This window comes from Paenibacillus sp. WG02, from assembly GCF_055396115.1.
In genome coordinates this window covers 6,835,073-6,860,633 of the sequence record NZ_AP036016.1, presented here as the reverse complement: position 1 = coordinate 6,860,633, position 25,561 = coordinate 6,835,073, and the positions used below count along the sequence as shown (strand labels likewise).

At 44.9% G+C, this 25,561-nt stretch carries 25 protein-coding genes; 24 read left to right on the top strand and 1 reads right to left on the bottom strand.

Annotation, left to right across the window (positions count from 1 at the left end; translation table 11 throughout):
• Window positions 1-59: 59 nt before the first annotated feature.
• The 5 genes from thrS to ACBP55_RS30980 all read left to right on the top strand — a co-directional run bounded on the left by thrS (window position 60) and on the right by ACBP55_RS30980 (window position 5,174).
• Window positions 60-1,994, top strand: a complete 1,935-nt coding sequence (gene thrS / locus ACBP55_RS31000; protein WP_464647170.1) for a threonine--tRNA ligase — start codon at window positions 60-62, stop codon at window positions 1,992-1,994.
• Between the two features lie 188 nt (window positions 1,995-2,182).
• Window positions 2,183-2,836: a 3D domain-containing protein gene (locus tag ACBP55_RS30995; protein WP_464647169.1), complete on the top strand. Its 654-nt coding sequence runs from the start codon at window positions 2,183-2,185 to the stop codon at window positions 2,834-2,836.
• Between the two features lie 82 nt (window positions 2,837-2,918).
• Window positions 2,919-3,047 carry a hypothetical protein gene (locus tag ACBP55_RS30990; protein WP_268614266.1) on the top strand — a complete coding sequence of 43 codons (129 nt, stop codon included), beginning with the start codon at window positions 2,919-2,921 and terminating at the stop codon, window positions 3,045-3,047.
• Between the two features lie 147 nt (window positions 3,048-3,194).
• Entirely contained in the window at window positions 3,195-4,718 is a 1,524-nt protein-coding gene (locus ACBP55_RS30985; protein WP_464653468.1) for a methyl-accepting chemotaxis protein, read from the top strand.
• Window positions 4,719-4,796: 78 nt separating this feature from the next.
• A complete protein-coding gene (locus ACBP55_RS30980; RefSeq protein ID WP_171646250.1) occupies window positions 4,797-5,174 on the top strand; it encodes a hypothetical protein in 378 nt (125 codons plus the stop codon).
• 40 nt (window positions 5,175-5,214) lie between these two features.
• On the opposite strand, the gene ACBP55_RS30975 is transcribed toward ACBP55_RS30980, so the two are convergent.
• Window positions 5,215-6,504 (bottom strand): ammonium transporter, encoded by a 1,290-nt coding sequence (locus ACBP55_RS30975; protein WP_464647167.1) that lies wholly within the window; start codon window positions 6,502-6,504, stop codon window positions 5,215-5,217.
• Window positions 6,505-6,773: 269 nt separating this feature from the next.
• Here ACBP55_RS30975 and liaF point away from each other — a divergent pair, with 269 nt between their 5' ends.
• The 19 genes from liaF (at window position 6,774) to bioC (ending at window position 25,499) form a co-directional block, all read left to right on the top strand.
• Window positions 6,774-7,889, top strand: coding sequence for a cell wall-active antibiotics response protein LiaF (gene liaF, locus ACBP55_RS30970; RefSeq protein ID WP_464647165.1), 1,116 nt, complete (start codon window positions 6,774-6,776; stop codon window positions 7,887-7,889).
• A 9-nt stretch (window positions 7,890-7,898) separates the two neighbouring features.
• The gene (locus tag ACBP55_RS30965; RefSeq protein WP_464647163.1) at window positions 7,899-8,966 is read left to right on the top strand and encodes a HAMP domain-containing sensor histidine kinase; all 1,068 of its coding nucleotides are present in this window, start codon (window positions 7,899-7,901) and stop codon (window positions 8,964-8,966) included.
• The gene (locus ACBP55_RS30960; protein ID WP_464647162.1) at window positions 8,956-9,606 is read left to right on the top strand and encodes a response regulator transcription factor; all 651 of its coding nucleotides are present in this window, start codon (window positions 8,956-8,958) and stop codon (window positions 9,604-9,606) included. The genes ACBP55_RS30965 and ACBP55_RS30960 overlap by 11 nt, the downstream gene beginning before the upstream one ends.
• Window positions 9,607-9,693: 87 nt before the next feature.
• Window positions 9,694-10,107 (top strand): YugN family protein, encoded by a 414-nt coding sequence (locus tag ACBP55_RS30955; RefSeq protein WP_173189009.1) that lies wholly within the window; start codon window positions 9,694-9,696, stop codon window positions 10,105-10,107.
• Window positions 10,108-10,249: 142 nt separating this feature from the next.
• Window positions 10,250-11,866: a S1C family serine protease gene (locus tag ACBP55_RS30950; RefSeq protein WP_464647160.1), complete on the top strand. Its 1,617-nt coding sequence runs from the start codon at window positions 10,250-10,252 to the stop codon at window positions 11,864-11,866.
• 141 nt (window positions 11,867-12,007) lie between these two features.
• The gene (locus tag ACBP55_RS30945) at window positions 12,008-12,697 is read left to right on the top strand and encodes a response regulator transcription factor (protein ID WP_464647158.1); all 690 of its coding nucleotides are present in this window, start codon (window positions 12,008-12,010) and stop codon (window positions 12,695-12,697) included.
• Between the two features lies 1 nt (window position 12,698).
• A complete protein-coding gene (locus tag ACBP55_RS30940; protein WP_464647156.1) occupies window positions 12,699-14,171 on the top strand; it encodes a sensor histidine kinase in 1,473 nt (490 codons plus the stop codon).
• A 47-nt stretch (window positions 14,172-14,218) separates the two neighbouring features.
• Window positions 14,219-15,175, top strand: a complete 957-nt coding sequence (locus tag ACBP55_RS30935; protein WP_464647154.1) for a 4-hydroxy-3-methylbut-2-enyl diphosphate reductase — start codon at window positions 14,219-14,221, stop codon at window positions 15,173-15,175.
• A gap of 60 nt (window positions 15,176-15,235) precedes the next feature.
• Window positions 15,236-15,757 (top strand): DUF2062 domain-containing protein, encoded by a 522-nt coding sequence (locus ACBP55_RS30930; RefSeq protein ID WP_464647152.1) that lies wholly within the window; start codon window positions 15,236-15,238, stop codon window positions 15,755-15,757.
• A gap of 130 nt (window positions 15,758-15,887) precedes the next feature.
• Entirely contained in the window at window positions 15,888-16,931 is a 1,044-nt protein-coding gene (aroF, locus tag ACBP55_RS30925) for a 3-deoxy-7-phosphoheptulonate synthase (RefSeq protein WP_464647151.1), read from the top strand.
• Window positions 16,932-17,173: 242 nt separating this feature from the next.
• Window positions 17,174-18,598, top strand: a complete 1,425-nt coding sequence (gene glnA / locus ACBP55_RS30920) for a type I glutamate--ammonia ligase (protein ID WP_464647149.1) — start codon at window positions 17,174-17,176, stop codon at window positions 18,596-18,598.
• 181 nt (window positions 18,599-18,779) lie between these two features.
• Window positions 18,780-19,334 carry an NADPH-dependent FMN reductase gene (locus ACBP55_RS30915; RefSeq protein WP_464647147.1) on the top strand — a complete coding sequence of 185 codons (555 nt, stop codon included), beginning with the start codon at window positions 18,780-18,782 and terminating at the stop codon, window positions 19,332-19,334.
• 246 nt (window positions 19,335-19,580) lie between these two features.
• Window positions 19,581-20,912, top strand: a complete 1,332-nt coding sequence (bioA, locus tag ACBP55_RS30910) for an adenosylmethionine--8-amino-7-oxononanoate transaminase (RefSeq protein ID WP_464653467.1) — start codon at window positions 19,581-19,583, stop codon at window positions 20,910-20,912.
• Window positions 20,909-21,244 (top strand): ATP-dependent dethiobiotin synthetase BioD, encoded by a 336-nt coding sequence (gene bioD, locus ACBP55_RS30905; protein WP_464647145.1) that lies wholly within the window; start codon window positions 20,909-20,911, stop codon window positions 21,242-21,244. The genes bioA and bioD (ACBP55_RS30905) overlap by 4 nt, the downstream gene beginning before the upstream one ends.
• Window positions 21,219-21,647, top strand: coding sequence for an ATP-dependent dethiobiotin synthetase BioD (gene bioD / locus ACBP55_RS30900; protein ID WP_464647143.1), 429 nt, complete (start codon window positions 21,219-21,221; stop codon window positions 21,645-21,647). The genes bioD (ACBP55_RS30905) and bioD (ACBP55_RS30900) overlap by 26 nt, the downstream gene beginning before the upstream one ends.
• Window positions 21,648-21,700: 53 nt before the next feature.
• Window positions 21,701-22,699, top strand: a complete 999-nt coding sequence (gene bioB / locus ACBP55_RS30895; protein ID WP_464653466.1) for a biotin synthase BioB — start codon at window positions 21,701-21,703, stop codon at window positions 22,697-22,699.
• A gap of 13 nt (window positions 22,700-22,712) precedes the next feature.
• A complete protein-coding gene (gene bioF, locus ACBP55_RS30890; RefSeq protein ID WP_464653464.1) occupies window positions 22,713-23,891 on the top strand; it encodes an 8-amino-7-oxononanoate synthase in 1,179 nt (392 codons plus the stop codon).
• The gene (locus ACBP55_RS30885) at window positions 23,888-24,661 is read left to right on the top strand and encodes an alpha/beta hydrolase (protein WP_464647141.1); all 774 of its coding nucleotides are present in this window, start codon (window positions 23,888-23,890) and stop codon (window positions 24,659-24,661) included. Before bioF ends, ACBP55_RS30885 begins: the two co-directional genes overlap by 4 nt.
• Complete coding sequence (bioC, locus tag ACBP55_RS30880) at window positions 24,636-25,499, top strand: malonyl-ACP O-methyltransferase BioC (protein ID WP_464647139.1); 864 nt, start codon at window positions 24,636-24,638, stop codon at window positions 25,497-25,499. Before ACBP55_RS30885 ends, bioC begins: the two co-directional genes overlap by 26 nt.
• Window positions 25,500-25,561 lie beyond the last annotated feature (62 nt).

Here is a 25,561-nt window from a genome sequence, read left to right as displayed (position 1 = left end):
CGTTCAAAAATAAGAGTACAGATAGCTATCCTAAGGATAAGCTCAGAGGAGGAACGAAGATGGTTGTTCAAGTAAAATTACCAGATGGCGCAGTTAGAGAGTATGCAGTTGGAACGACCATTGAACAAGTGGCGGAATCCATTTCATCCGGATTGAAGAAAAATGCCATTGGCGGTAAAGTAAACGGGAAATCGGTCGATCTGTCATTCGCTTTGGAAAATGATGCTGACGTTGAAATTCTTACGCTCGATTCTGAAGCAGGATTAGAGATGTATCGTCACAGCACAGCGCATTTGATGGCTCAGGCCATTAAACGTATTTATGGTGACAAAGCTGTTAAATTAGGGATTGGACCTGTTATTGAAGACGGATTTTACTATGATATCGATTTGGATACACCGCTTAATCCTGAGGATTTGGTAAAAATCGAGAAGGAAATGGAACGTATTTCCGGTGAGAACCTGGCGATTACTCGCCGCGTTGTTTCTCGTGAGGAAGCGATTCGCATTTTCACTGAAATGGAAGATCCGTTTAAGCTGGAATTGATTCGTGATCTACCGGAAGATTCAGTACTAACCATTTATGACCAAGGTGAATTCTTTGATTTATGCCGCGGACCGCATCTTCCATCAACAGGCCGAATCAAAGCGTTCAAATTATTGAGCGTTGCTGGTGCTTACTGGCGTGGGGATGCAAAGAACAAAATGCTGCAACGCATTTACGGCACAGCTTTCCCTAAGAAAGCGCAGCTGGATGAGCATTTGCATCTGTTGGAAGAAGCGAAGAAACGTGATCACCGTAAGCTGGGCAGAGAGCTTAAAATGTTTGCTTTTTCACGTGAGGTTGGGCAAGGATTACCGCTTTGGTTGCCGAATGGCGCTAAATTGAGACGTACAATGGAACGCTATATCGTCGACTTAGAAGAGCGTTTGGGTTACCAACACGTCTACACTCCTGTACTGGCTAATGTTGAGTTGTACAAAACATCGGGTCACTGGGATCATTACAATGAGGATATGTTCCCCAAAATGGTGATGGACAACGAAGAGCTTGTCCTACGTCCAATGAACTGTCCACATCACATGATGGTATATAAAAGCGATATGCGCAGCTACCGCGATCTGCCGGTTCGGATTGCTGAGCTTGGCACTATGCACCGTTATGAAATGTCAGGAGCTTTAACAGGTCTACACCGTGTTCGTGCCATGACACTGAATGACGCTCATATTTTCTGTCGTTTGGATCAAATTAAAGAAGAATTCTCCCGCGTTGTGAACCTGATTCGTCAGGTTTATGCAGATTTCGGAATTACAGAATACCGTTTCCGTCTTTCCTATCGGGATCCTAAGGATACAGAAAAGTATTTCCAAGATGATCAAATGTGGGAAACTTCCCAACGCATGCTGCGTGAGGTTGTTGAAGAGCTAGGACTTCCTTTCTATGAGGCTGAAGGTGAAGCTGCTTTCTATGGTCCTAAACTTGACGTTCAAATCAAAACAGCGCTCAAGAAAGAAGAAACACTTTCAACAGCACAAATTGATTTCTTGCTGCCAGAACGGTTCCAGCTTGAATACACAGGTGAAGATGGTCAAAAACATCGCCCAGTCGTTATTCACAGAGGGATTATCAGTACTATGGAGCGCATGACTGCCTTCTTGCTTGAGAATTTCGCTGGTGCGCTGCCAACTTGGTTAATGCCTGTCCAAGCCAAAGTTATCCCAGTATCTCCAGCATTCGAAGAATTCTCGAATCATGTGACTGAGCGTCTGCGCGAAGCCGGTATTCGGGTTGAAGCTGATAATCGCAACGAGAAGCTGGGTTATAAGATCAGAGAAGCGCAGCTGGAAAAGATTCCTTATATGCTAGTCGTCGGTGAAAACGAAGTGAAGAGCGAAAGCTTATCTATTCGAAAACGTGGTCAAGGGGATCTAGGTACCCATCCGATTGACCAAGTGATTGGCATGATTAATGAGGAAATAAGCAAGAAACTTTAAGCGCATAATTTATAAATGAAGCAGAGAAGATAATCTTCTCTGCTTTTTTGTGTTTTCAAATTCAGTTAATTGGGTATGTATAGGGGAGTGTGAATTGGACACCTTAAACAGTGAGTCTGCATCCGGAGGTTTAAAGGTGGTAGGTATTGGACAACCTGCAATAGTAGGGGAGGTATTAAATAATAGTAATGTTAACCAATTTTTTGACTCAGTCTAAATGGTTTAGTGCGTCGATCATCGTTGTTCTGATGGCACTTTTCGGACAAGAGACGACGGGCAAAAGCAACCAAAGCTACATGACGGCAAATACCGTCACCCATATAAAAGATCAGCAGCAAACGGTTATTCCGGCCAAAACGGCACCAGTTTCACAGCCGGTTGCGCAAGAAAACCTACAACAAATCAACTATCGTTATGTTCCGAAGTTAGACTCAGATTTGTCCAAGCTCAAGGCAGTCGAAGTGACAGCCACCGGTTATTTTGCAGGTAAGGAATCAACAGGGAAAAATCCGGATCATCCTGAGTATGGGATCACATATTCAGGTATTAAAGTAAGGCGGGATGATAAAGCTTTATCAACGATCGCAGCAGACACGAACGTTTTTCCGCTTGGAACTGTCTTGTTTATTCCCGGTTATGGCTATGGGGTTGTTGCTGATACAGGCAGTGCAATTAAAGGAAAGAAGATTGATCTTTATTTCGATACAAAGGATCAGGTTTATAAAGAATGGGGCAAGAAGACGGTTAAAGTATTTATCGTCAAAGAGGGAAATGGGAAAGTGACCGAACTCATCTGGAATCAACTAAAGGATGAGATCATCGCACCAACCAAAGCGCTTTAACGCGAGCTCATCACTAACCGAACATTTCCATCATAAAATCTCCTGTTTGGGAAATCCTATGTTTACAGGAGGTGATTTGAACATGGCTAAGAACAAGAACAACAAGAATAACAATTTGAGCTCTAAAACAGCTCAAGACGTAGAGTTTGCTGCGGAAACATCTGTACCGAGCAAACAGCAACAAACGAATACACAAAACCAAAATAAATAAGGCAAGATCAATAAGCTAAAAAGTGATGGAAGAACAGAGATCTGAAAAGGTCTCTGTTTTTTTATTTCTTTTCAACATCTCCTCTTTTCGTTATAATGTAACAAAAACTAACATTTAGGTTCCTTTTGGGAGGAGTTCCAATTGCTTATGCGCGCAGAAATGAAACACAAAGCTTGGTTGAATGCTCTTATTCTCATTGGTATTACGGTAAGTGTACTCGCGTTAATGACTTCTTCTCGATGGTTTACGGCTGCAAGTTTGGCTGTTTTTTTGTTTATAGGTATTCTTACTTGGCTTCGCACGAGATCAACAAAGTCATCAAATAGCCAAGATAATAATGGCCAACACGAACAATTCCGAACGTTTATACAAGAATCTCAGGTTGTTGCGGACAGATTGGCAGCTGCAGTTGAGGAAGTCAATCGCTCGATCGGACATTTGCTGCACATAGCTGATGCTTCAATCCAAGGAGAAGAGGATCTGAAGATTCGAAGTAATCATGCTGTCGGACAGCTGCAGGAAGCATTCGCTGCGATTCAGCAGGTAGCGGCTGCTGCAGACCAAATTCTAGACTCATCCTTACATATGCATCAAGAGAGTGAACAAACCAAAGATACAGTGGTTGATGTTTGCCGGTCACTGAATGCCACGGATGAAGTCATGAATGATCTACATATGAATAATGATACGATGCAGAAGAAGATTCAGGATTTGACAGGACATACTTCAAAGATTGAAGAAATCAATACCTTCGTTGCTGAAGTAGTTTCTCAAACCTCGCTGCTCGCGCTTAATGCATCCATTGAAGCGGCCAGGGCGGGTGAGCATGGACGAGGCTTTTCTGTGGTCGCTCAGGAAATAAAGAAGCTTGCTACACAAAGTCATGAAGCGGTTACGAAATCTTCCGAGCTATTGGCATCCATCGAGAGCGGAGTTTCCCAAGTTGTGACAGCGGTTGCTGAAGAAAAAGCATCTGTCGCTCATGGGATCGCTGAGATGAAAATAATTAAAGACAAGATCGATACCATCTTCGGGTTGATTATAAATGTCAATAATCTTGTATCGAGTACAACTAGCTCTACCCAGCATCAGTCCTCGCTTGTTTCAGGCACAAGAACATCACTCGCCCAAGTGGTTGATTTGATGAATGAGACGATGTCTAGTGTGGAGATGACCTTGGATCAAATGAAAAAGCAGCGCCATGAAGTATCGATGCTGCAGCTTATCAACCAAAATCTTGATCGTTCCTCTAAGGAATTGATACAAGCGATTCAAGCCGTAGGGATGCAAAATAAAGAAGGTACGATTCATGTAAATATCCAAGAAATGAAGCAACTACTTAGCTCACTTGTGGTAATACCTGACATAACTTCATTGCTTGATGTTAAGCATGCTTCCCATTTAGGCACTATCTTACAGAAAACGGCCGGAATTGAAGCAATTTGGTCTAACCGCGCAGATGGAACCTTCATTTATTCAATGCCTGAGGCAGGTCTAGTTAATGCTAAGGGCAGAGAGTGGTGGAAGCGTGCGATGGGGGGAGAACTCTTCGTTTCTCCGGAATACGTGTCAGCTATTACTAAAAAACCATGCATCACGATGTCAAAAGCGATAATAGATGACACGGGAACCCCTGTTGGTGTTATAGGAATCGATTTAATATTGAAATAAAGGTTCTCAAATCGCTTATTTTGGTGTAAAATAAGATTACTGTTATAAATCTTGACACGGGGAGATAGGTGAGTGATCATGCTGAATGCTTTGCGATTGGACGGAAAACCTCAAAGAACACCAAGGAAAGCTGCAGAGGTACTTCCTTTCTTGGAAGCTTACATTGTCCGCAAGGAACAGCAGGTCCTGGATATTGAGCAGGTAGTAGAGCGCTACGAAATCAAAAGAATGAAAGAAGAGCGCGCTTATCAGACGATGTCATCGTTGCGCCGCATGTTTTCTGGTAAGAAACCTGACCATCATCTTGCTGTCGAGTATATCCACTATGTGAAGAAACCTATGGAGCAAGTTAGGAAGCTTCGAGCTGAAATTGCCCATGCAAGACAAATTATGAATGAATCCAAACCAGGCGATGTGATCTCCGTACCGGATGAGATTGAAGAGCTGCTTTCTTAATACAAATAATAAAAAACCTTCCATTAGGAAGGTTTTTTGTTTATTGGCCTTTCTTTAGATGTTCTAAGTCCAGGAATCCATCCTCTTGGCTATAGGCTGGAACACCGTGGATACCGACGTCTAATCCAACTAATTCTTCATCTCTACTAACTCGCAGTGGAACAATAAGTTGAATTAGCTTCATGCAACCCCATGTTATAACGAATCCCCATATACAAATGGTAACAAGCCCTAACGCTTGAACACCTAGAAGGCTGAAGCCCCCGCCATAGAATAATCCAGCAGTGCCTTCTCGAATGGCGTCAGGCTGAGCGAATAAACCTACAGCGAGAGTCCCGATGCTGCCGCTAATACCATGAACGGGAAAAGCGCCGACGGGATCATCAATCCGTCTAGCTTCAAGCATTTCTGTTGCATAAACCATGGCGATCCCGCATACGGCTCCGATGAAAATGGCCGCAGCGTCACTAACGAATGCACAGCCTGCGGTAATGCCAACGAGCCCAGCAAGGGCGCCGTTGATAACCATGGGGGGATCGGCTTTGCGGTAACGCATCATGGTGAATAGAATGCAAGTTGCGCTGCCCGCTGCTGCTGCGAGCATGGTGGTTACGGCAATGTGGCCGATCGAAGTATTGGTGGCACTTAGCGTGCTTCCTGAGTTAAAGCCAAACCAACCGAACCAAAGAATAAATGCGCCTACCGAAGCAAGAGGCAAATTAGACGGTGGTACAATATTAGCCGTGCCGTTAGCGGAAAATTTGCCAATCCGTGGACCAATGATCATCGCTGCGGCAAGAGCAGAGAAGCCGCCAAGTGCGTGAATGACAGCGGAACCTGCGAAATCAACCATGCCTAATTTGCCGAGCCATCCATTAACGGCCCAAATCCAGTGGCCAGCAATCGGATAAATTAAACCAGTCATTGCGATGGTGTACAGAATGTAAGCACGAAAATTGATGCGTTCGGCTACAGCCCCAGAAACGATCGAGATCACAGCGATAACAAAGGCGCACTGGAATAGCCAATAAGTTTCATGTGAGATAGTTAAAACGATATGTGTTAAATCTCCTCCCATGAAAAAGCCGGTAGTTCCAAATAGTCCGGAAACATCTTTCCCATACATAAGGGCGAAACCGAATAAGTAAAAAATAAGTGCTCCAAAAGAGATATCAACAAACACTTTCATAATGATACTTACGGCATTTTTTTGTCTGACGAAGCCTGCCTCCAATAAAGCGAAGCCGCCTTCCATCAATAGAATCATGGCAGCTGTCAGAACCACCCATATGGTATCTAGGCCGCTAGAAAGCTGTTGGATTGCATCCATAAACTGATCTCTCCTTATGTTTGAGGAATTCTTTGCACCAATTATACGGTTCTGATGATAAGCATGTCAACGAAATGCGTAAGAATACATAACATCAAAGGGTTATTGTTCGTTTTTATTATTTTGATGTTAGTTATTCATCTGATTCTGCTAAAAACTCAGTCTCTAGACTGAGGTAGCCTTCAATCTCTCGTCTCTTTTCATTCAGGGCTGTATCTTATAAACTAGAAGTATCTTAACGACGTTGTACTCAAATGGAGGAAGAAAGTATGAATCCGCATATGTTTCAAAGAATAATTTGGGGGCTTGTCCTCGTAACGGCAGGTGTCCTTTTTTTACTTAACCAATTAGGGGTTATTGATATTGATCTTGCTTATATGTTTTCCACTTATTGGCCTGTCATTCTTATATTCTACGGTCTAGTTGGTTTTGTTTGGCAGCGTAAGTACCATTGGGGAGGTTCTATTTGGAGCTTACTCGTTTGCTGTATTGGAACGATCTTTCTCCTCAAAAATTTAAAGCTGACCGATCGATCGCTTGGAGAGATGTTTCAAATTTTGGGACCTATTGCCTTAATTCTGTTTGGTTTGAATGTGATTTTTAAGCCTAGCAAGAAAGAGTCACCGGATTGGCCCTCTATTAAAGAAGCGAAAGAGCAAGCAAAGCAGGCAAGACGTGAAGCTAGAAGATTGCAGCATGAAAAATACAGAAATCCATGGGATCAACCCAAGTGGAGTGATGGAGCGCCATCGCCTACAAAGGATAAGGAGCATAACAGTAAATCTACTTTTAATGAAGCAAAGCATGAACTCAGTGACGAGGAGAAAGCCGTACTCAAGGATATTCATGGCGAGTTTCATGATAAACATTTGTGGGATGTGCCTGAAGCACCGGGGGTACCCGATCTAAGTAAACCACCTCAGCCACCGGGACAACCGCAAACGCATGCTTTTAACCATCATGGGCATAAATACGATGATTTCGTACGTAACTTCGACTCTGGTGATGTACTTCATCGGCATGGATTTATCGGAGATGTGCATCTGGGACAAGAAGCTTGGGAACTAAAGCCGATTCAGATCTCACATTTCATTGGTGATTCCGTCATAGATCTTACTCGTGCAGCCATTCCCTTGGGAGAAACAACGATTCATGTTACAGCATTTATTGGTGATGTGAAAATATTCATTCCTAATGATATTGATGTTGAAGTTCGCGTAATGGCAAGTTCTTTTATCGGAGATATGAAAGTGCTTGATCGGCGGGAGAGCGGGTTTCTGCGCAGCGTGAGAACTCAGACCTCGCAATATGAAGAGGCTGAACGAAAAATTATTGTAACTACGAGTATGTTTATTGGTGACATTACAATTAAAAAGATAGGGTAAGGATGGAGCATGTACAAATTGCGAATGTTCAATATGAAGTGGCAGCTGCTGAATTACTTTCTGATCTCGAGTTTACTCACGGTATCTAGCATCTATATTGTGCTTGAATATTATAAGGATGAGCTTATTTCATGGCAGTTCCGCATGTGGTTCCTCATAGCCATTCTCTTGGTCTGTCTAACGGTGGGTTATGTTGCGACCAAAAGATGGCAGCGCAAAGTTGATGAACTTCATGTAGCCATGCTCGAATTGTCCAAAGGGAATTTCTCCAGTCGGATTGAAATGGAACCCGTAGAACCATTCTTGTATTTGTATGATGCTTTTAATAACATGGCCTCTGCCGTTGAAGAGCGTATTCAGCTGCTGCAAAAATTGGGTGAGGCCGAGGCCATTCGGGATCAGGAGCTCACGGAAAATGCTGTGCTTGAGGAAAGACGCAGACTCGCGCGGGATTTGCACGATACCGTTAGTCAAGAACTGTTCGCCATTCATATGTCAGCATCCTCTTTACCCAAGATTCTGGAGAGAAACCCAGATGCTGCACCAGGCGTCATGAATCAGCTTATTCAAATGTCTCACCATGCCCAGAAGCAGATGCGCGGACTCATTTCGCAATTAAGACCCATCGAATTGGGAGATATGAGCTTACAAGAAGCCCTGGAGAAATGGTTTCCGGAATATTGCCGAAACCATGAGCTGCAGGGCAAGCTTGATGTTTCACTGCATGAATCGATATCTGAAGCGATTGAACATCAATTTTTCCTCATTATACAAGAAGGTCTTGCGAACGTAGTTAAGCATGCTTCTGCCAAACAAGTTCGCCTAGCTATATATGAAAGAGAGCATCAGTATGTACTTCAGCTGCAGGATGACGGTCAAGGCTTTGAACGAAGAGACATTCCATCGGCTTCACATGGTTTATCGACAATGAGAGAGCGAGCGCAAAAGCTTGGTGGCGAAGTAGAGATAGACAGCAAATTAGGATCAGGAACACGAGTTAGAGTACGCATTCCGCGGTTTACGGGACAGTCGAGCTTGCTAATGAAGGAAAGAGAGGGAGAAACAAATGAACAGTAACATTAAAGTGATGATCGTCGATGATCACGATATGGTACGGGTTGGGCTTCGAACCTACATCTCGTTGGAACCCGGATTGGAAGTTGTAGGGGAAGCAAGCAATGGCCAGGATGCGTTCGATAAGTTAAATCAGGAACTCTCTCATCTTTTGCCGGATGTTATTTTGATGGATCTGACCATGCCGGTGCTGGATGGAATTGGTGCCACCAAGTTGATATGCGGAAAATTTCCACAGATCAAAGTAATTATGCTGACCAGCTTCTTGGAGGAAGCGAAGGTTCTCGAAGCTGTCGAATCGGGTGCCATCAGTTATATGCTGAAGACAGTTTCATCCGACCAATTGATTCATGCGATTATGAGCGCTTACCGCGGTATGCCGGTTATGAATTCAGAAGTGTCCTTGGCACTTACAAGAGGGATTAGACAGCGTAATAGTGTGCCTGAGGAAGAAGGGTTGACTTCGCGCGAGAGAGAAGTATTGCTTTTGATTGCAGAGGGAAAGAGTAATAAGGACATTTCAGAAGAGCTTTTTATTAGTATCAAAACGGTCAAAACACACGTCAGCAACCTCCTAATGAAGTGTGAATTAGAGGATCGGACTCAGCTTGCTATCTACGCACACCGCAAAGGCTTGGTTTGACAATAAGGAACGAAACACACATAAAAACTAGATTTTGACACATTCTATGCGTAAGTAAAATAATATGAGCGCTTAAGGAGTGTCTGAATGAAAACTTTATCATCATCTTTGGAGCAGGTTCAAGAATCTTTCGACAGTGTCCGTGAGCACCTGCATGAATTCGATTTTGCTTTGGGCGGCAATTGGGATTACGATCATGGCTATTTCGACCACTACTTAGATGAAGAGCATCTAGTTTGGCTGCGTATACCTTTTCAAGTTATCACAGGAAGGATTGATGGCGATTCCGAATCAACGGATGCGATCGTCGAAATGGGAACTCCTTTCGTGCTGAAGCATGTGTATAATGAAGGACTTAGCCAGGATGCGGAAGCAGAAACCTATGGCGCAATGATCGATCAATTCCAAACTCCGCTTGATCCTGATGCCAAAATCGAAGATAAATGGGTGAAAGAAGCAGCTGGGTTGCTCCACAAAGTGGAACAAGCTTGGATACAGTGAATTAGCCCTTTTTTTACCTCCATTTTATTGTTTTTTAATATTCGTTTAAGGTTGTAGGTGCATGATAGAACTACAGAGAACAAGACATAACCCTTCAAGAACATGCACTTATAACTTTATTAATCAAATGGAGGTAAGAACTATGGAAGACAACAAGAAAGATTATAGCGACTTCTTTAAGTCGCAGAACAACAATAGCAATAACAACGATGGCGTAAATCGAAATGATACTAATCATCAAGACCCGCAAGACCCACAAGATCCACAAGATCCTAACAAAGCAAGACCGTCCTACTATTATTCGTATGGCCCTTACAAGTCGGCTTTTAACGAAGAAAACGAAGGACATTCGCTAACAACTTCTGCGTCGGGTACTGAAGGAACTTCCAGTGTTGAAGTTACTCCTCCTAAGAACTTACGTCCTTTCAGTTTTGGACCGGAAGCAGGCGCTCCGCAAGGCTCGGGACCCTGGGATCCGAACGCAAAAAAGCGTTCATCTGTGAAAAGCATTTTCGCGGCTTTCATGGCAGGCGCCTTGGTCGTAGGTGCACTTATGTTCAGCGCTGATAAAATGAATTTGTTTACTGGCAATCAGCCTCTAGCTTCGGGCAGCTCCACAGCAGCTGCAACGAAGAGCGGAAGCAGTAACGGAGGCGAAGTGAAAAATGTCGGGCTTGATGTTGTTCGCCCGGGAAACATCTCAGCTATTGCACAGAATGCTGGACCTGCAATTGTTAAGGTTGAGTCTCTCGTGAAGCCGAAGCAAACAAGCCGTGGCGGCAACTCCCTCTTTGATGATCCGTTCTTCCGTCAATTCTTTGGAGATAATGGCGGCGGCAACACAGCGCCTAAGAGTAATCAGAATAACTCTGGAAGCGGCGAACTGCAGCCAGCAGGTATGGGAACAGGGTTTATTTTCGAAAAAACCGGATATATTTTAACCAATGAGCACGTTGTGGACGGCGCTGATGAAATTCAAGTTACGGTTGAAGGTTATGATAAGCCATTTAAAGCTAAATTGTTAGGTAACAGCTACGATTTGGATTTGGCTGTCCTCAAAATCGAAGGCGATAAAGAGTTTCCAATCCTCCCGCTTGGTAAAGCTGAAGATGTGAATGTAGGGGATTGGGTTGTTGCTATCGGTAATCCATACGGATTCGACCACACGGTTACTGTAGGTGTGCTTAGTGCGAAGGAGCGTCCTATCAGCATTCCAGATGCGAAAGGAACTCGCGAGTATAAGCACTTACTGCAAACGGACGCATCCATTAACCCTGGTAACTCCGGCGGACCTTTACTGAACTTGAATGGTGAAGTTATTGGTATTAATACGGCCGTTAGTTCTCAAGCGCAAGGAATTGGTTTCGCCATTCCTACTAGCACCATTTCTTCGGTTCTTGAAAATCTTAAAAATAATGTTCAAATTCCTAAAGAACCCGTTCCTTACTTAGGTGTAGGTCTACAAGATATCGGTAAAGACTGGGTAAGTGAATTGAAGCTTTCGAACACAGATGGGGCATTAGTTGGCAGCGTTCAACGTAAAAGCCCTGCTTTCCAAGCGGGTCTGCGTCAATACGATGTCATTGTAGATATTAACGGAACCAAGGTGAAAAATTCGCAGGAATTGATTACTAAGGTTCAGGCATCGAAAGTTGGCGACAAGGTTACTTTGGGACTTATTCGAGACGGCAAGCGCATGGAAGTACCAATTACAGTTGGGGATAAAAACGCGTTAGCAGAGACGCCTGCCCAACAATAAAAGGGAAATTTGAGAGATAAATAAAGGTTAGTTCGGAATAAAAGGAAGTGGAGTCCCGCGGCCGCAAGCTTGCAGGCTCTGCTTCTTTTTGCATGGATAGCTGAATTTGTTACAATGGTTGATAGAAGGGTGGTTTCGTCGATGAGAGAGAACATAATGGTTATTGATGATGATGAGAAAATTACGTCTATGTTGAGACGAGGTTTGGCCTTTGAAGGATATTCGGTCATCACTGCCGCCAACGGTTCGGATGGCCTCAAGCAAATGTTGACAGCGGAACCGCATCTGCTGATCTTGGACGTTATGATGCCGCATATTGATGGCTGGGAGGTCGTTCGTCGAGTGCGTGAAAGCGGCAGCGAGGTACCGATTCTTATGCTTACAGCCAAAGATGAAATCAGCGATCGTGTGAAAGGCTTGGATCTTGGTGCTGACGATTATTTGGTCAAGCCGTTCGCGCTTGAAGAGCTGCTGGCTAGAGTACGTGTACTTCTTAGAAGGAGAACGGAGCGTCCTGAGCAGCAGACGAATAGATTGAGTTATGAGGATACAATCTTGGATTTGGATACACGTGAGATTTTTCGCGGCGAGAAACTGATTGAGTTAACAACCAAGGAGTTTGATTTACTTCACTTGTTCATGCAGAATCCGAAGCGTGTCCTTTCACGAGATATTATTATGGAAAAAATATGGGGCTACGATTATAGCGGAGAATCCAATGTTTTGGAGGTTTATATCGCGCTGCTGCGCCAAAAGACCGAAGAATATGGCCATAAACGATTGATTCAAACGGTGCGGGGGGCAGGTTACGTATTGAGAGGGGAATCTTAATATGTCACTTCGCTTGCGACTAACGCTTTGGTATTCAGGTATTTTGGCTCTAACTATGCTGCTCTTCGGCATTCTTCTTTATTTTTTCTTGAATTATTTCCTATACGATCAAATTCGCCAAGATGTGAAAAGGGAAGCGAGCAATACCTCTTTGCGTATTCAAAAGAGCTTCGCCCTTTCACAGAAGGGACTCGTTGTTGATCTGGAACTGGAGAGTAGAGATTTCTACTCTACGAATACGTTTCTGCAATTATATAATATTGCACTCAAAAAATTTAATCGCTCGGCTAACTTACAATTCTATGATGTTACATTGCCTTTAGCGAAAAATACGATTGATAAATTAATGAATGAGGATGGTTTTTTCGAAAAGACCAAGGTACTGGGGCAAGACTTCCTCATCTACAATCAAGCGATCAGGTCTGATGACCAGAACCAACTCATCGGGGTTCTTCAAGCTGCTGTACCGATTGGCAGTTATGAAAAAACGTCCGTTACCCTCGGGTATACGCTGATGGTTTGGGCATTACTCACGATTATTGTGGCAGCTTCACTTGGCTGGTTCTTGGCGCGTAAAGCGCTCAAGCCGATAGAACGCGTCATTGATGCCGCGAATCAAATAGGAAGCAGCGATGATCTAGAGAAGCGTATCCACTATGACGGCCCGCTTGATGAGATTGGGCGCTTGACGGAGACGATCAATGGGATGCTCTCTCGTATTGAGATCACCTATCTAGAATTAGATGAAGCGTACCGCGCTCAGCGCAGGTTCGTATCGGACGCATCTCATGAGCTTAGAACACCGCTTACAACGATTCGAGGAAATGTCGACTTGCTTGAAAAGATGTGGAAGCAAACTTCGGGGAGTACAGAACTTGCTACGCCTGATCAAATGCAAATGTCACTCGAAGCTATGCATGATATCGCAGGTGAAGCACAGCGAATGAGCAGACTAGTCAATGATCTTCTGGCTCTGGCGAGAGCAGATGCCGGCGTTCTTATGGAAAAGAGGCCAGTTGAGATCATGCCGCTCGTTCAAGAAGTGGTAAGGCGGGCTCAATTGCTCGAGCATACCGCTGATTGGCAAGTGGGTGATCTAGATGCACTAGAACATGCGGCTGTACAAGGGAACCGGGATTACTTGCAGCAGCTGTTGTTTATTTTCATCGAAAACGCGTTCAAGTATACCCCAGTTGGAACCGTAAGATTCGAGGCATCGCGAACCGATAGCTTTATAGGTATTCGGATTGCCGACACCGGAATTGGCATGGATAAAGAGGATGTTCCTCATATTTTCGATAGATTTTATCGCGCAGATTTATCCAGGGGACTGACGTCTGGAACTGGACTTGGCTTATCGATCGCCAAATGGATTATAGATGAACACGGTGGGTCTATTGAAGTGACAACGCGCAAAGACGAAGGAAGCACCTTTATGATTTGGCTTCCAGCAAACTTTCCTCTCCCTGTATAATCAGCTATAATGAAAGAAAATAATGATTTCTTAGGCAGGTGGAAGAAATGGAAGTAGTCCGAATAACACCCAGAGGCTATTGTTATGGCGTTGTAGATGCTATGGCGCTTGCTATGCAAACTGCTAAAAACTTAAATCTTCCCAGACCTATTTATATATTAGGCATGATTGTTCATAATGCGCATGTTACTGATTTCTTCAAAGAAGAAGGTGTCATCACCTTAGATGGTGAGAACCGGCTTGAAATATTAGAACAAATCCAAACAGGGACGGTCATTTTCACAGCTCACGGGGTATCTCCTGAAGTAAGACGCCGAGCTCGGGATAAGGGTTTAACCGTTGTGGATGCAACCTGCCCAGATGTGACGAAGACACACGATTTAATTCGAGAAAAAGTAGCCGACGGCTATGAAGTTATCTATATCGGGAAGAAAGCTCATCCTGAGCCTGAGGGCGCAGTAGGTGTAGCTCCTGACAAGGTGCATCTCATCGAAAAGCTTGAAGAGGCCGAACAACTAAATATTAAATCCGAACGTATTATTATTACTAACCAGACAACAATGAGCCAATGGGACATTAAGCATATTATGAATCGATTACTGGAACTATTCCCAAAAGCTGAGATCCATAATGAGATATGCCTAGCCACACAGGTTAGACAAGAAGCGGTAGCTGAACAAGCGAAGGAAGTTGATTTAGTTATCGTAGTTGGAGATCCGAAAAGTAATAATTCGAACCGCTTAGCGCAAGTTTCAGAGGAAATTGCAGGCGTTAGAGCGTATAGAATATCTGATATCACTGAGCTTAATCGCACGTGGTTAACCCATGTACGCAAGGTCGGTGTTACCTCAGGTGCTTCGACACCAACACCGATAACCAAAGAGGTAATTTCCTATTTGGAGGCTTATGATTTAAAAGATGAAACCAGTTGGGATATTACGCGTACTATTAATATGAAGAAGCTCATTCCGGCTGTTAAATCCAAAGTGGCTAGTAGTGAGTGATCCTTATTTATTCCACAGGGCGGGATTGAGACCAGCATGCAAAGCACTCAGAAGGTGAAAATGATGAAAGTGAAAGCTCGCTACGATTGGAAAAGCATGAAGCGCTGGTTTAGATATAAATATTTACTTCTCTTACGTGCCAAAGGCGGTCCTTCCAAGGTAGCACGCGGCTTTTCAATTGGATTGTTTGTAGAGATGTTTACACTACCTACAGCCGGTTTTGCATTCGCTCTTATCTTTCCGTTGGTTTATTTATTAAGAGCTAATTTACCTGGAGCGTTAATTGGATTTGTGTTTGGAAAAGTGATTTATATTCCATTCTCGATTCTCAATAAGCAAGTGGGGGATTGGTTGGTACCGAAGCACTTTAAGATTTATCTGATCCATCATTTACCCCACATGCTTTCTAACATTATTAGAAGTGGTTTGGATTTGATTGTAGGCGGTATGGTGGTTGGGTTGATACTCGGAATTATTTCTTACTTCCCAATTATGCTCTTACTTAAATACCATGCGAATCGCCGCAAAGAAAAACGTAGAATCCGTAAAGATCAACTTGCGCCTTCGAATACAAATGAATAGCAAATAAATTAAGGCTTGACGGAAACTCGTCAAGCGTTGTATATTTACTTTAGCGGTTAAAAGCGTAGAAGCGAACAAGCGTTGAAGTATTCAAGTGATTCAACCCATATAAATAAGGAGCGTGTTTAAGATGATCGCCATTACATCCAACAAAACGTCAGATGAGCGTATTCAGGAAATTGTACAATTTATAGAAAAGCAAGGTGTTCAAGCTCACGTCTCCAAAGGTGAGGATCGCACAGTAATCGGAATAATCGGCAAGGCCGATCCTAAATTAGCTGAACAGCTGCGTCAAATGTCAGGAGTGGAGCAAGTCGTGAAAATTTCAAAATCGTATAAATTAGCAAGCCGTGACTTTCATCCGGCTGATACCGTTATCAAAATTAAAGATGTTGAAATCGGTGGCGAGCAGCTTGTTGTTATGGGCGGCCCTTGTGCTGTAGAAACGCCAGAACAGATAGATGAGATCGCACGTTTAGTGAAAGCAGCGGGAGGTCAAGTTCTTCGCGGCGGCGCATTCAAGCCAAGAACAGGTCCTTACAGCTTCCAAGGTGTTGGCGTAGAGGGCTTGATCATGATGGCTGAAGCGGGTAAGAAGCATGGACTTCTTACTATTACAGAAGTTATGACTCCTGAGTATGTTGATGTATGTGCCCAATACGCGGATATTTTGCAAGTAGGTACACGTAATATGCAAAACTTTGATTTGCTTCGCAAGCTTGGGACTATTCAAACACCAGTATTGCTTAAGCGTGGTTTCAGCTCCACTTACGATGAATTCTTGAATGCTGCTGAATATATCCTTGCTGGCGGTAACCCGAATGTTATGCTCTGTGAACGCGGAATCCGAACATTCGAAACGTACACTCGGAATACACTAGATTTATCGGCTATTCCTGTTCTTAAACAATTAAGTCATCTTCCGGTAATCTCAGATCCGAGTCATGGTACTGGCCGTAGAGAGCTTGTTGTTCCTATGACTAAGGCATCCGTAGCCGCAGGAGCAGATGGTTTGATCATCGAAATGCACACAGATCCAGACAATTCAATGACTGGGGACGGCGTTCAGTCCTTGTTCCCGGATCAATTCGCTAATTTACTTGTTGATCTTGAGAAGCTTGCTCCGCTGCTTGGTAAAAAGTTTGATACACATAAAGAAGTTATCTTGGCGTAACGGTAATAGTTCTAAGATGACTGGCTTCCTCGAATGAGGAAGTCAGTTTTCCTGTTTATGGATATAAGACGGACAAATATGTGAATTAGTGTGAGCATAGCTTACACATCTTTAAAAAATACCTGACATAAGTATTGACTGTGTAAGCTTAATCGCTATATAATATGTGCAAGATAACAACCAAAAGTTGAACATTAATCATGCAAAGTACGTTGAATGTACGGAAATGGGAGGGTTTTTAAATGTCAGTTCAAAACGTGTTGAACCTTATCAAGGAAAAAAACATCGAGTGGGTAGATTTTCGTTTCGTAAGTCTTTCCGGTAAAGCCCACCATATTTCTTTGCCTGCAACAGAAGTAGATGAAGAAACTTTCGTAAATGGGGTAGCTTTTGATGGTTCCTCCATCGCGGGATTCCGTGGTATTGAACAATCTGATATGGTTATGATGCCAGATCCAGAGACTGCTTACGTAGATCCTTTCACTGCTCACCCAACTTTGGTCATTATGAGCAACATTCATACGCCAGAAGGCGAACGTTATGATCGCGATCCACGCAGCATCGCTCAAAAAGCAGAAGAGTATTTGCAAACAACAGGTGTTGGTACAACTGCATTCTTCGCTCCTGAGTCCGAGTTCTTCATTTTTGACGATGTTCGTTATGAGAACGGCATGAACAAATCCTACTTCGAAGTTGACTCCGAAGAAGCAGGTTGGAATACAGGCCGCAAAGAAGAAGGCGGAAACCTAGCTTATAAGGTTCCAGTCAAAGGCGGTTACGTTCCTGTAGCTCCAGTTGACTCCCAACAAGACATTCGTTCCGAAATGTGTAATAAGCTTGCTGACGCAGGTCTTCGTATCGAACGTCACCACCATGAAGTAGCTACAGCTGGTCAAGCTGAAATTAACTTCCGTTTTGACACATTGACTAAAACAGCAGATAACCTGCTCAAATACAAATATATCGTTGCCAACACGGCTAGAGAATACGGTAAAGTAGCAACTTTCATGCCTAAACCACTGTTTGGTGATAATGGTAGCGGTATGCACGTACACATGTCCATTTTCGACGGAAGCGAGCCTTTGTTCTATGAAAAAGGAGCATACGCAAACCTAAGTGAAATGGCAATCAACTATATCGGTGGTATTCTTTACCACGCACCAGCTTTGATTGCATTGACAAACCCAAGTACGAACTCCTTCAAACGTCTGGTTCCTGGTTACGAAGCACCGGTTAACCTTGTATTCTCCAAAGGTAACCGTTCCGCAGCAGTTCGTATTCCAATCGCAGCGGTGACACCTAAAGGTTGTCGTATCGAATTCCGTACACCGGATAGCACGGCTAACCCATACCTCGCTTTCGCAGCAATGCTGATGGCAGGTCTTGACGGTATCAAAAAGAAAATCGATCCGCGTGCTCTTGGATACGGTCCTTTTGATACAAACATCTATGAAATGTCCGATGCAGAGAAAGCTGAAATCCGCAGCGTTCCTGGTACATTAGATGAAGCTTTGGATGCTCTTGCAGCTGATTCCGACTTCTTGATCGAAGGCGGCGTATTCACACAAGATTTCATCGATAACTATATCGAATTGAAGCGTGGCGAAGCGAAAGCTGTAGCCATCCGTATTCACCCACACGAGTACAACCTTTACTTCGATTGCTAATTCTTTAGCACTTATACATCAATAACATACGAGCTGCTTCTTCCATAGATTTCTATGGAGGAGGCAGTTTTTTCATTTTTCAATACTAATACTCTTTTGATAATTATTATAATTAGTGATGTTATTTGATTGAAATTGAGGTATAATGAATGCATGAATCAGATCTGGAAGGAAGATTAATATGAAAATTACCATGATAGCAGGAAGTAACCAGAGATCAGCGACAAGCACAAGACTTACTGAATATATCAAGCATCTTGCGACCCAAGAGGGCCACGAGGTGACGTTGATTGACTTGTATCAAACACCGCTCCCTTTCTATACACCAGATGATGCAAACGAGGGGCACGAAGCTCTAGAGAAATTAAAAGAAGCTATGCTTAAAGCAGAGGGGATCGTACTGGCAACACCGGAATATCATAGTGGAATTTCGGGTGTTTTGAAAAACGCGCTTGATCATTTGGGACAAGACCATTTCAGCAACAAGGTTGTCTTATCTGTAAGCTCAGCAGGCGGAGCAATTGCTGTCAGCTCTCTGACGCAGCTGCAGACGATTGTACGCAATCTGCATGGCATTAACTGCCCAGATTGGCTGTCTATTGGAGGCGACCAGCGGAAGAGCTTCCATCCGGGTGTCACCTATCAAGATATCCATCCAGATGTCGATAAACGTGTTCGTCGAGTTGTTGGTTCCTTCCTTGAATTGACCAAACAGTTAGCAATTAAACCAAGATAAAGTTTCCGAAAACAATACGCTATTACATATATTGTGAGTAATGCAAAGTGTAAACTACGCTTTGTGTTGCTCATTTTTTTATGTTTAACAACATGTTGCGATGAATTGGAATTCTCTTTACAGGGACGTTCCGATCTGCTAAGATAACCACAAATCAATTGTCAACCTTAAATACGATTTTAAGTTGACAATCAAATATATGGATGGTGATCATTTGTGACAACGGATTACGAACGTCTTGCTGCAATGAACAAGTCGTACTTATGGCATCCTTTTACTCAGATGAAAGACTACAACAGCACAGATCCTCTCATTATCGAACGCGGCGAAGGTATCAGGCTTTATGACGTCCAGGGAAGATCTTATTACGACGGTTTTTCATCAATTTGGCTAAACGTACATGGACACAACGTACCGGAGTTAAATCAAGCGATTGCGGACCAGTTAGGGCGAGTCGCCCACTCCACCCTTCTAGGAATGGCCAATATACCGGCAATCGAACTTGCAGAGAAGCTGGTAGGGATCGCTCCGAAAGGGTTAAACAAAGTATTTTATTCGGATTCAGGAGCAACCGGTGTCGAGATTGCGATCAAAATGGCATTTCAATACTGGCACAACCGGGGATCACGGGGAAAAACGACGTTTATTACGATGAATCAAGCGTACCACGGAGATACAATTGGCGCGGTTAGTGTAGGTGCGATACCGCTGTATCATGATGTGTTCCGTCCCATGCTGTTTCCATCGCACGTCATTCCATATCCTTACGCTTATCGCCATGAAGGCGGTGCAGCGGAAGCATTGGAAGCTACGCTAACCGCACTGCGTAAGTTGCTCGAGAGAAGAGCAGATGAGATCGCAGCTCTCATTGTGGAGCCGATTGTGCAAGGGGCCAGCGGAATGATTGTCATGCCGCCGGGCTGCTTACGTGAGATGGCAGCACTCTGCAGCAAGTATGACGTACTGCTTATTGCCGACGAGGTGGCGACCGGCTTTGGTCGTACTGGCGCTATGTTCGCCTGTGATCTCGAAAGCGTATCACCTGATTTGATGGTGGTAGGGAAGGGGCTGTCCGGCGGTTATTTGCCTGTGGCCGCGACACTTGCAACGGATGAGATCTACGAGGCGTTTTATGCGGATTACCATGAGCAGAAAACATTTTTTCACGGTCATTCCTACACGGGAAACCCACTTGGCTGTGCCGTTGCTCTGGCCAGTTTGAAGCTGTTTGAAGAGCGCAAGATCATTGAAGGAGTTAGAGCTAAGGCGTCCTTTGTCGAGAATAAGCTCGCAGCACTTAAGGAGCGACCGCATATTGGTGACATCCGGCAAAAGGGATTGATGATCGGAATCGAGCTCGTACGTGATAAAGGTTCACGTGAGCCCTACGATTGGGTAGAACGAATCGGCGTTCGTACGAGCATGAGGGCCAGAGAGCTCGGGATGCTGACGAGGCCGCTCGGCAATGTGATTGTCTTCATCCCTCCTCTTGTTAGCACAGAAGCTGATCTTGATGCGATGATAGATATTTTGACTGAATCGATTGTTAACGTCACAGAAGGCAGCCGAGCTTTATGAACAAGATGGACATGGGTTCGATACGCGGATTATTTGTAACAGGTACGGACACCGGCGTTGGGAAGACGATTGTGACTTCAGCAATCACCGCTGCGCTTCGCGCCGAAGGATTGAACGCAGGTGTATGGAAGCCGGTACAGTCCGGTGCACTTCTTGGCAGCGGAGTTACCGATGCTGAACGGCTGCTGCAAAGCACGGGAATCTATGAGTGGCCAGAGGCGGTGGCGCCATTTACATTCGAAGCTCCGCTTACTCCAATGCTCGCCGCAAAGCGTGCAGGTGTGACCTTAACGCTGAAGGAGTTAATTGCGGTCTGGGGAACCGCTCACTAATCGTTATGAAGCGCTGCTCATTGAAGGCGCAGGCGGTGTTGCAGTTCCTCTGACCGATGATGCCCTTGTAGTGGACTTGATCGCGGAACTCCATGTGCCCGCTCTAATAGTAGCCCGTTCCAGCCTCGGCACGATTAACCATACGCTTTTGACGGCGTCATTTCTGAGGTATCACGGAATCCCGATTGTAGGCGTCATAATGAACGACGGCGAATTAACGGAGGGGCATGACGATCCGAGCGTTGCTACGAATGCGGAACTAATCGAGCATTATAGCGGTCTTCAAGTGCTCGGCCGATTTCCCCATTTGCAAACCAACGCGAATTCAGAAACTTTGATACATACCATTCGAAAAACGATACAAGTCGCGCCTATCAGAAAGGCTTTGAATTTTAAACGATAGCGAATGTTTACGAGAAAGCTTTCCTGCGGAAAGCGCTAAGGAGGACGATAATGATGGAAATTATTGCTGCCGATATGGAGTGGCAAGCGCTTGCCCAAAAAGCGTTGAGTGGGGAATGTTTAACACTAGAGGAAGGGCTATCTGTACTAGAAGCCGACAATGATGAGGTACTGCCCTTGCTGCAGGCTGCATTTAAAGTGAGAAAACATTTTTATGGTAAAAAAGTGAAGCTGAATATGATCATTAACGCCAAAAGCGGCCTTTGTCCCGAGGACTGCGGCTATTGCTCACAATCCATTGTTTCGACGGCGCCAGTTAATAAATACACCTTGCTCGATAAAGACACGCTGCTTGCCGGCGCACGTGAAGCTATGGCACGCAAAGCTGGAACTTATTGCATCGTAGCAGCCGGAAAAGGTCCTACAGACAAGGAACTAGATCAAGTGGTGGATGCGGTTAGAGAAATCTGTGAAACGATGCCGCTAAAAATTTGCGCATGCCTGGGCATTTTGAAGGATGAGCAAGCCGAACGTCTTGCGGAAGCGGGCGTACATCGCTATAACCACAACCTAAATACCAGCAAAGCCAATTACCCATCTATTACTAAAACTCATACCTATGACCAACGTGTTGAAACAGTGGAAAAAGTAAAAACATACGGAATGTCACCCTGCTCTGGTGTCATTATCGGCATGGGCGAGACGAATCAGGAAATTGTTGAAATGGCTTATGCGCTTCGCGATATCGATGCGGATTCGATTCCGATTAATTTCCTAAATGCGATTCCAGGAACCCCATTGGAACATGCAGGCCGCACGCCGTCGATGAAAGCTTTGAAGGTACTGGCTCTGTTCCGTTTCATCTGTCCTTCTAAAGAAATCCGAGTAGCGGGCGGTCGTGAGGTCAACCTCCGTTCACTGCAGCCGCTATCACTGTACGCTGCAAATTCACTTTTTGTTGGTGATTATTTAACAACAGCAGGCCAAGAGGTTGGAACGGATCATCAGATAATTGAAGATTTGGGGTTTGAGATTGAATTAAGTGCCTTTTAAGGTGGTGCCGATGATGAATTGGATGGAAAAAGAACTTGCGGCCATGACGGACGCCTCGTTGATTCGTTCTTTGCGTGTAAGCAGCCTGGTTCCGGAATGCCCTGGTTATACGGTTTGTGGAGAACGCTCACTGCTCAATCTGTCTTCCAATGATTATCTTGGACTCTCGCAGCATCCCGCCATTGTGGAAGTGATGCGCGAAACGCTGCTGAGCGAAGGCGTAGGCTCAGGTGCATCGCGTCTTGTGACAGGCAACCGGGCGCCTTATGGCCGACTTGAGGAAGCACTGACCGGTTGGCAGAACTGCGAAGCAGCGCTAGTTTTTGCAAATGGATATATGGCGAATTCTGGTGTGATTAGTGCGCTAGTAAGCCGAGATGATGTTGTTTTCAGCGATCAGCTAAACCATGCCAGCATTGTGGACGGTACGATATTGAGCCGTGCGGAGCTCGCTCGGTATCGTCATAACGATATGGAACATTTGCGTTTCTTATTGAATAAGTACCGTGATAAACGGCGAAAGCTGATCGTTACAGATGCCGTCTTCTCCATGGATGGTGATCAGGCACCTTTGCATGAACTCGTTCTACTCAAACACGAATACGGAACGATGTTGATGGTGGACGAGGCGCACAGTGGGGGGGTATACGGGGGGCGCGGCGAGGGATTGTGCCATGAGCTCGGGGTGCAGGATGAAGTGGATGTCCATATGGGAACGTTCAGTAAATCTTTCGGTGTGTATGGAGCCTATGTGTGCGGTAGCCGCACACTCATTCGTTGGCTGATAAATAAGGCAAGGCCGCTTATCTATTCAACAGCGTTGCCTCCTTCTCTTATAGCTGGTATTTCAAAAGCTTTGGATTTGGTACAGACTGAGCATTGGCGCCGTGAACGACTTCATGAGGCTATTAGGCTGTTTCGGTCCTCGCTTTGCGCGACAGGTTTTGATGTAGGTACTGGCGATTCTCCAATTGTGCCGATAGTCATCGGTGATAATGATACGGCCCAACGTTTCAGTGGTGCTCTTGAAGAGGAAGGGATCGCGGCGGTTGCCATCCGCCCACCTACGGTGCCTGCTGGTTCAGCTCGTATTCGCTTCTCATTGACAGCTGTTCATTCGAATAAGGAATTGATTGATGCTGCTGAGCGAATCCGTACCGTCGGACTTCAACAAGGAGTGCTAAGACTATGATTGCATCGACAAGCGGCACCATCTTATGGCTGACCGGATGGAGCATGCCGGATACGGTTTTCGATCGACTTCGCGAGTTGCTCCCGGATTTTCATCATGTTTCCGTTGATTACAGTGAGGCCGACTCTCTGGAGAAAATGCTGCTGCTTACTGAAACGGCGGCAGAAAACATGAGGTTTTCGGATATTTCTACAGGTAAGACTAGGGATTTCCGTGGTCCACTGTTAATCGGAGGTTGGTCGCTCGGTGGATTACTTGCGTTGAGGCTAGCGGTTAAAGGTTTCGCCGATGGGCTGGTGTTATTTGCGGCTACAGCTCGTTTTACCCGTTCCATTGAAGAGATGGACCGCGGCTGGGCAGATGCCTACGTTAGGCAGATGATTATAGAACTTAAGAAGGATCCACAAGCCGTTGAAACAAAATTTCGGCAGGTTATGTTTACAGAAGCAGAATGGGAGGCCGGTCTCGGCAAAAGATTTCCTCTCATTGGCAGCTGGACAACTCCAGCACTAATTGCTGGTCTTCAGATTTTGCGAAGTGAGGAAGTCTTGTCTGGGCTGCCGGAAATTAAATGTCCGGTTCTGCTTATTCACGGCACGGAGGATAGGATTTGTCCTTACAATGCTGCGGAAGAGCTTGCAGCACAATTGCCTCAAGCAGAGTTGCTTTCCATACCGGACAGCGGGCATGCGCCTTTTTTGGGAAGAGAAGTTGAGATAGCTGAGAAACTGAGGCGATGGTGGGATGAGCAGAAGGATAACGGATATTGAGCGCCAATTTAATCGTAGTTCAGCGGGTTCGTATGATGTTCACGCCAATGTGCAGCGCAATATGGCAGAGCAGCTTGCTAAATCTCTCATCGCGTGGAAGGGTGAAGAGACGACTAATATTCTTGAGATTGGTTGTGGCACGGGTACTCTGACCAGAATTCTGGTTAACGAATGGTCCAAAGCGTCTATTACTGCACTAGATATTGCACCTGGCATGATCAAAGTGGCGGAGCAACGTGTCCGATCAGGTGCGGCAAGCCATTTGGCTGTCAGCCAAAGTCAACCGGATCGATTAAGCTTTATTCATGCCGATGTAGAAAAGTGGTCGGCAGATGCGCAAGAAGCCTCGTTCGACCTCATTGTCTCGAGCGCCTGCTTTCAATGGCTTAAGAATCCGAGGCAAACGTTACGTCACCTTCGGCAGATGCTTCGTCCTGGAGGCTTACTGGTGTTCACAACATTTGGGCCGAGAACGTTTTACGAGCTGCATCAGTCATTTCATGACGTGTATCGAACCATGGACATGGAACCACAGCGGCACGGACTGTCGTTTCAAACCGATTATGAGTGGAAAACCTCGCTCATGGAAGCAGGATTTTCAAGTTTTCACAAAGAACGGTTGATTCAAAAAGAAATGTATGCTTCCGTAAGAGATTTTCTACTATCGGTTAAAGCAATGGGAGCTAGCACTTCGGAAGCTGCCGCTACGCCTGGACTCAGCTCGCGAAGGCTGTTCGCAGGCATGTTTAAGGCATACGAAGAAAAGTTCAGCCTACAGGGAGGCATCGCAGCCACTTATGATCTTCTCTTAATCCAAGCTAGGGTCTCTCATGAATAGGTTCACGGATAGAGAATCAGATAATTCTGATAGCTCTATCCTTTTTTCATTTCCACACACTT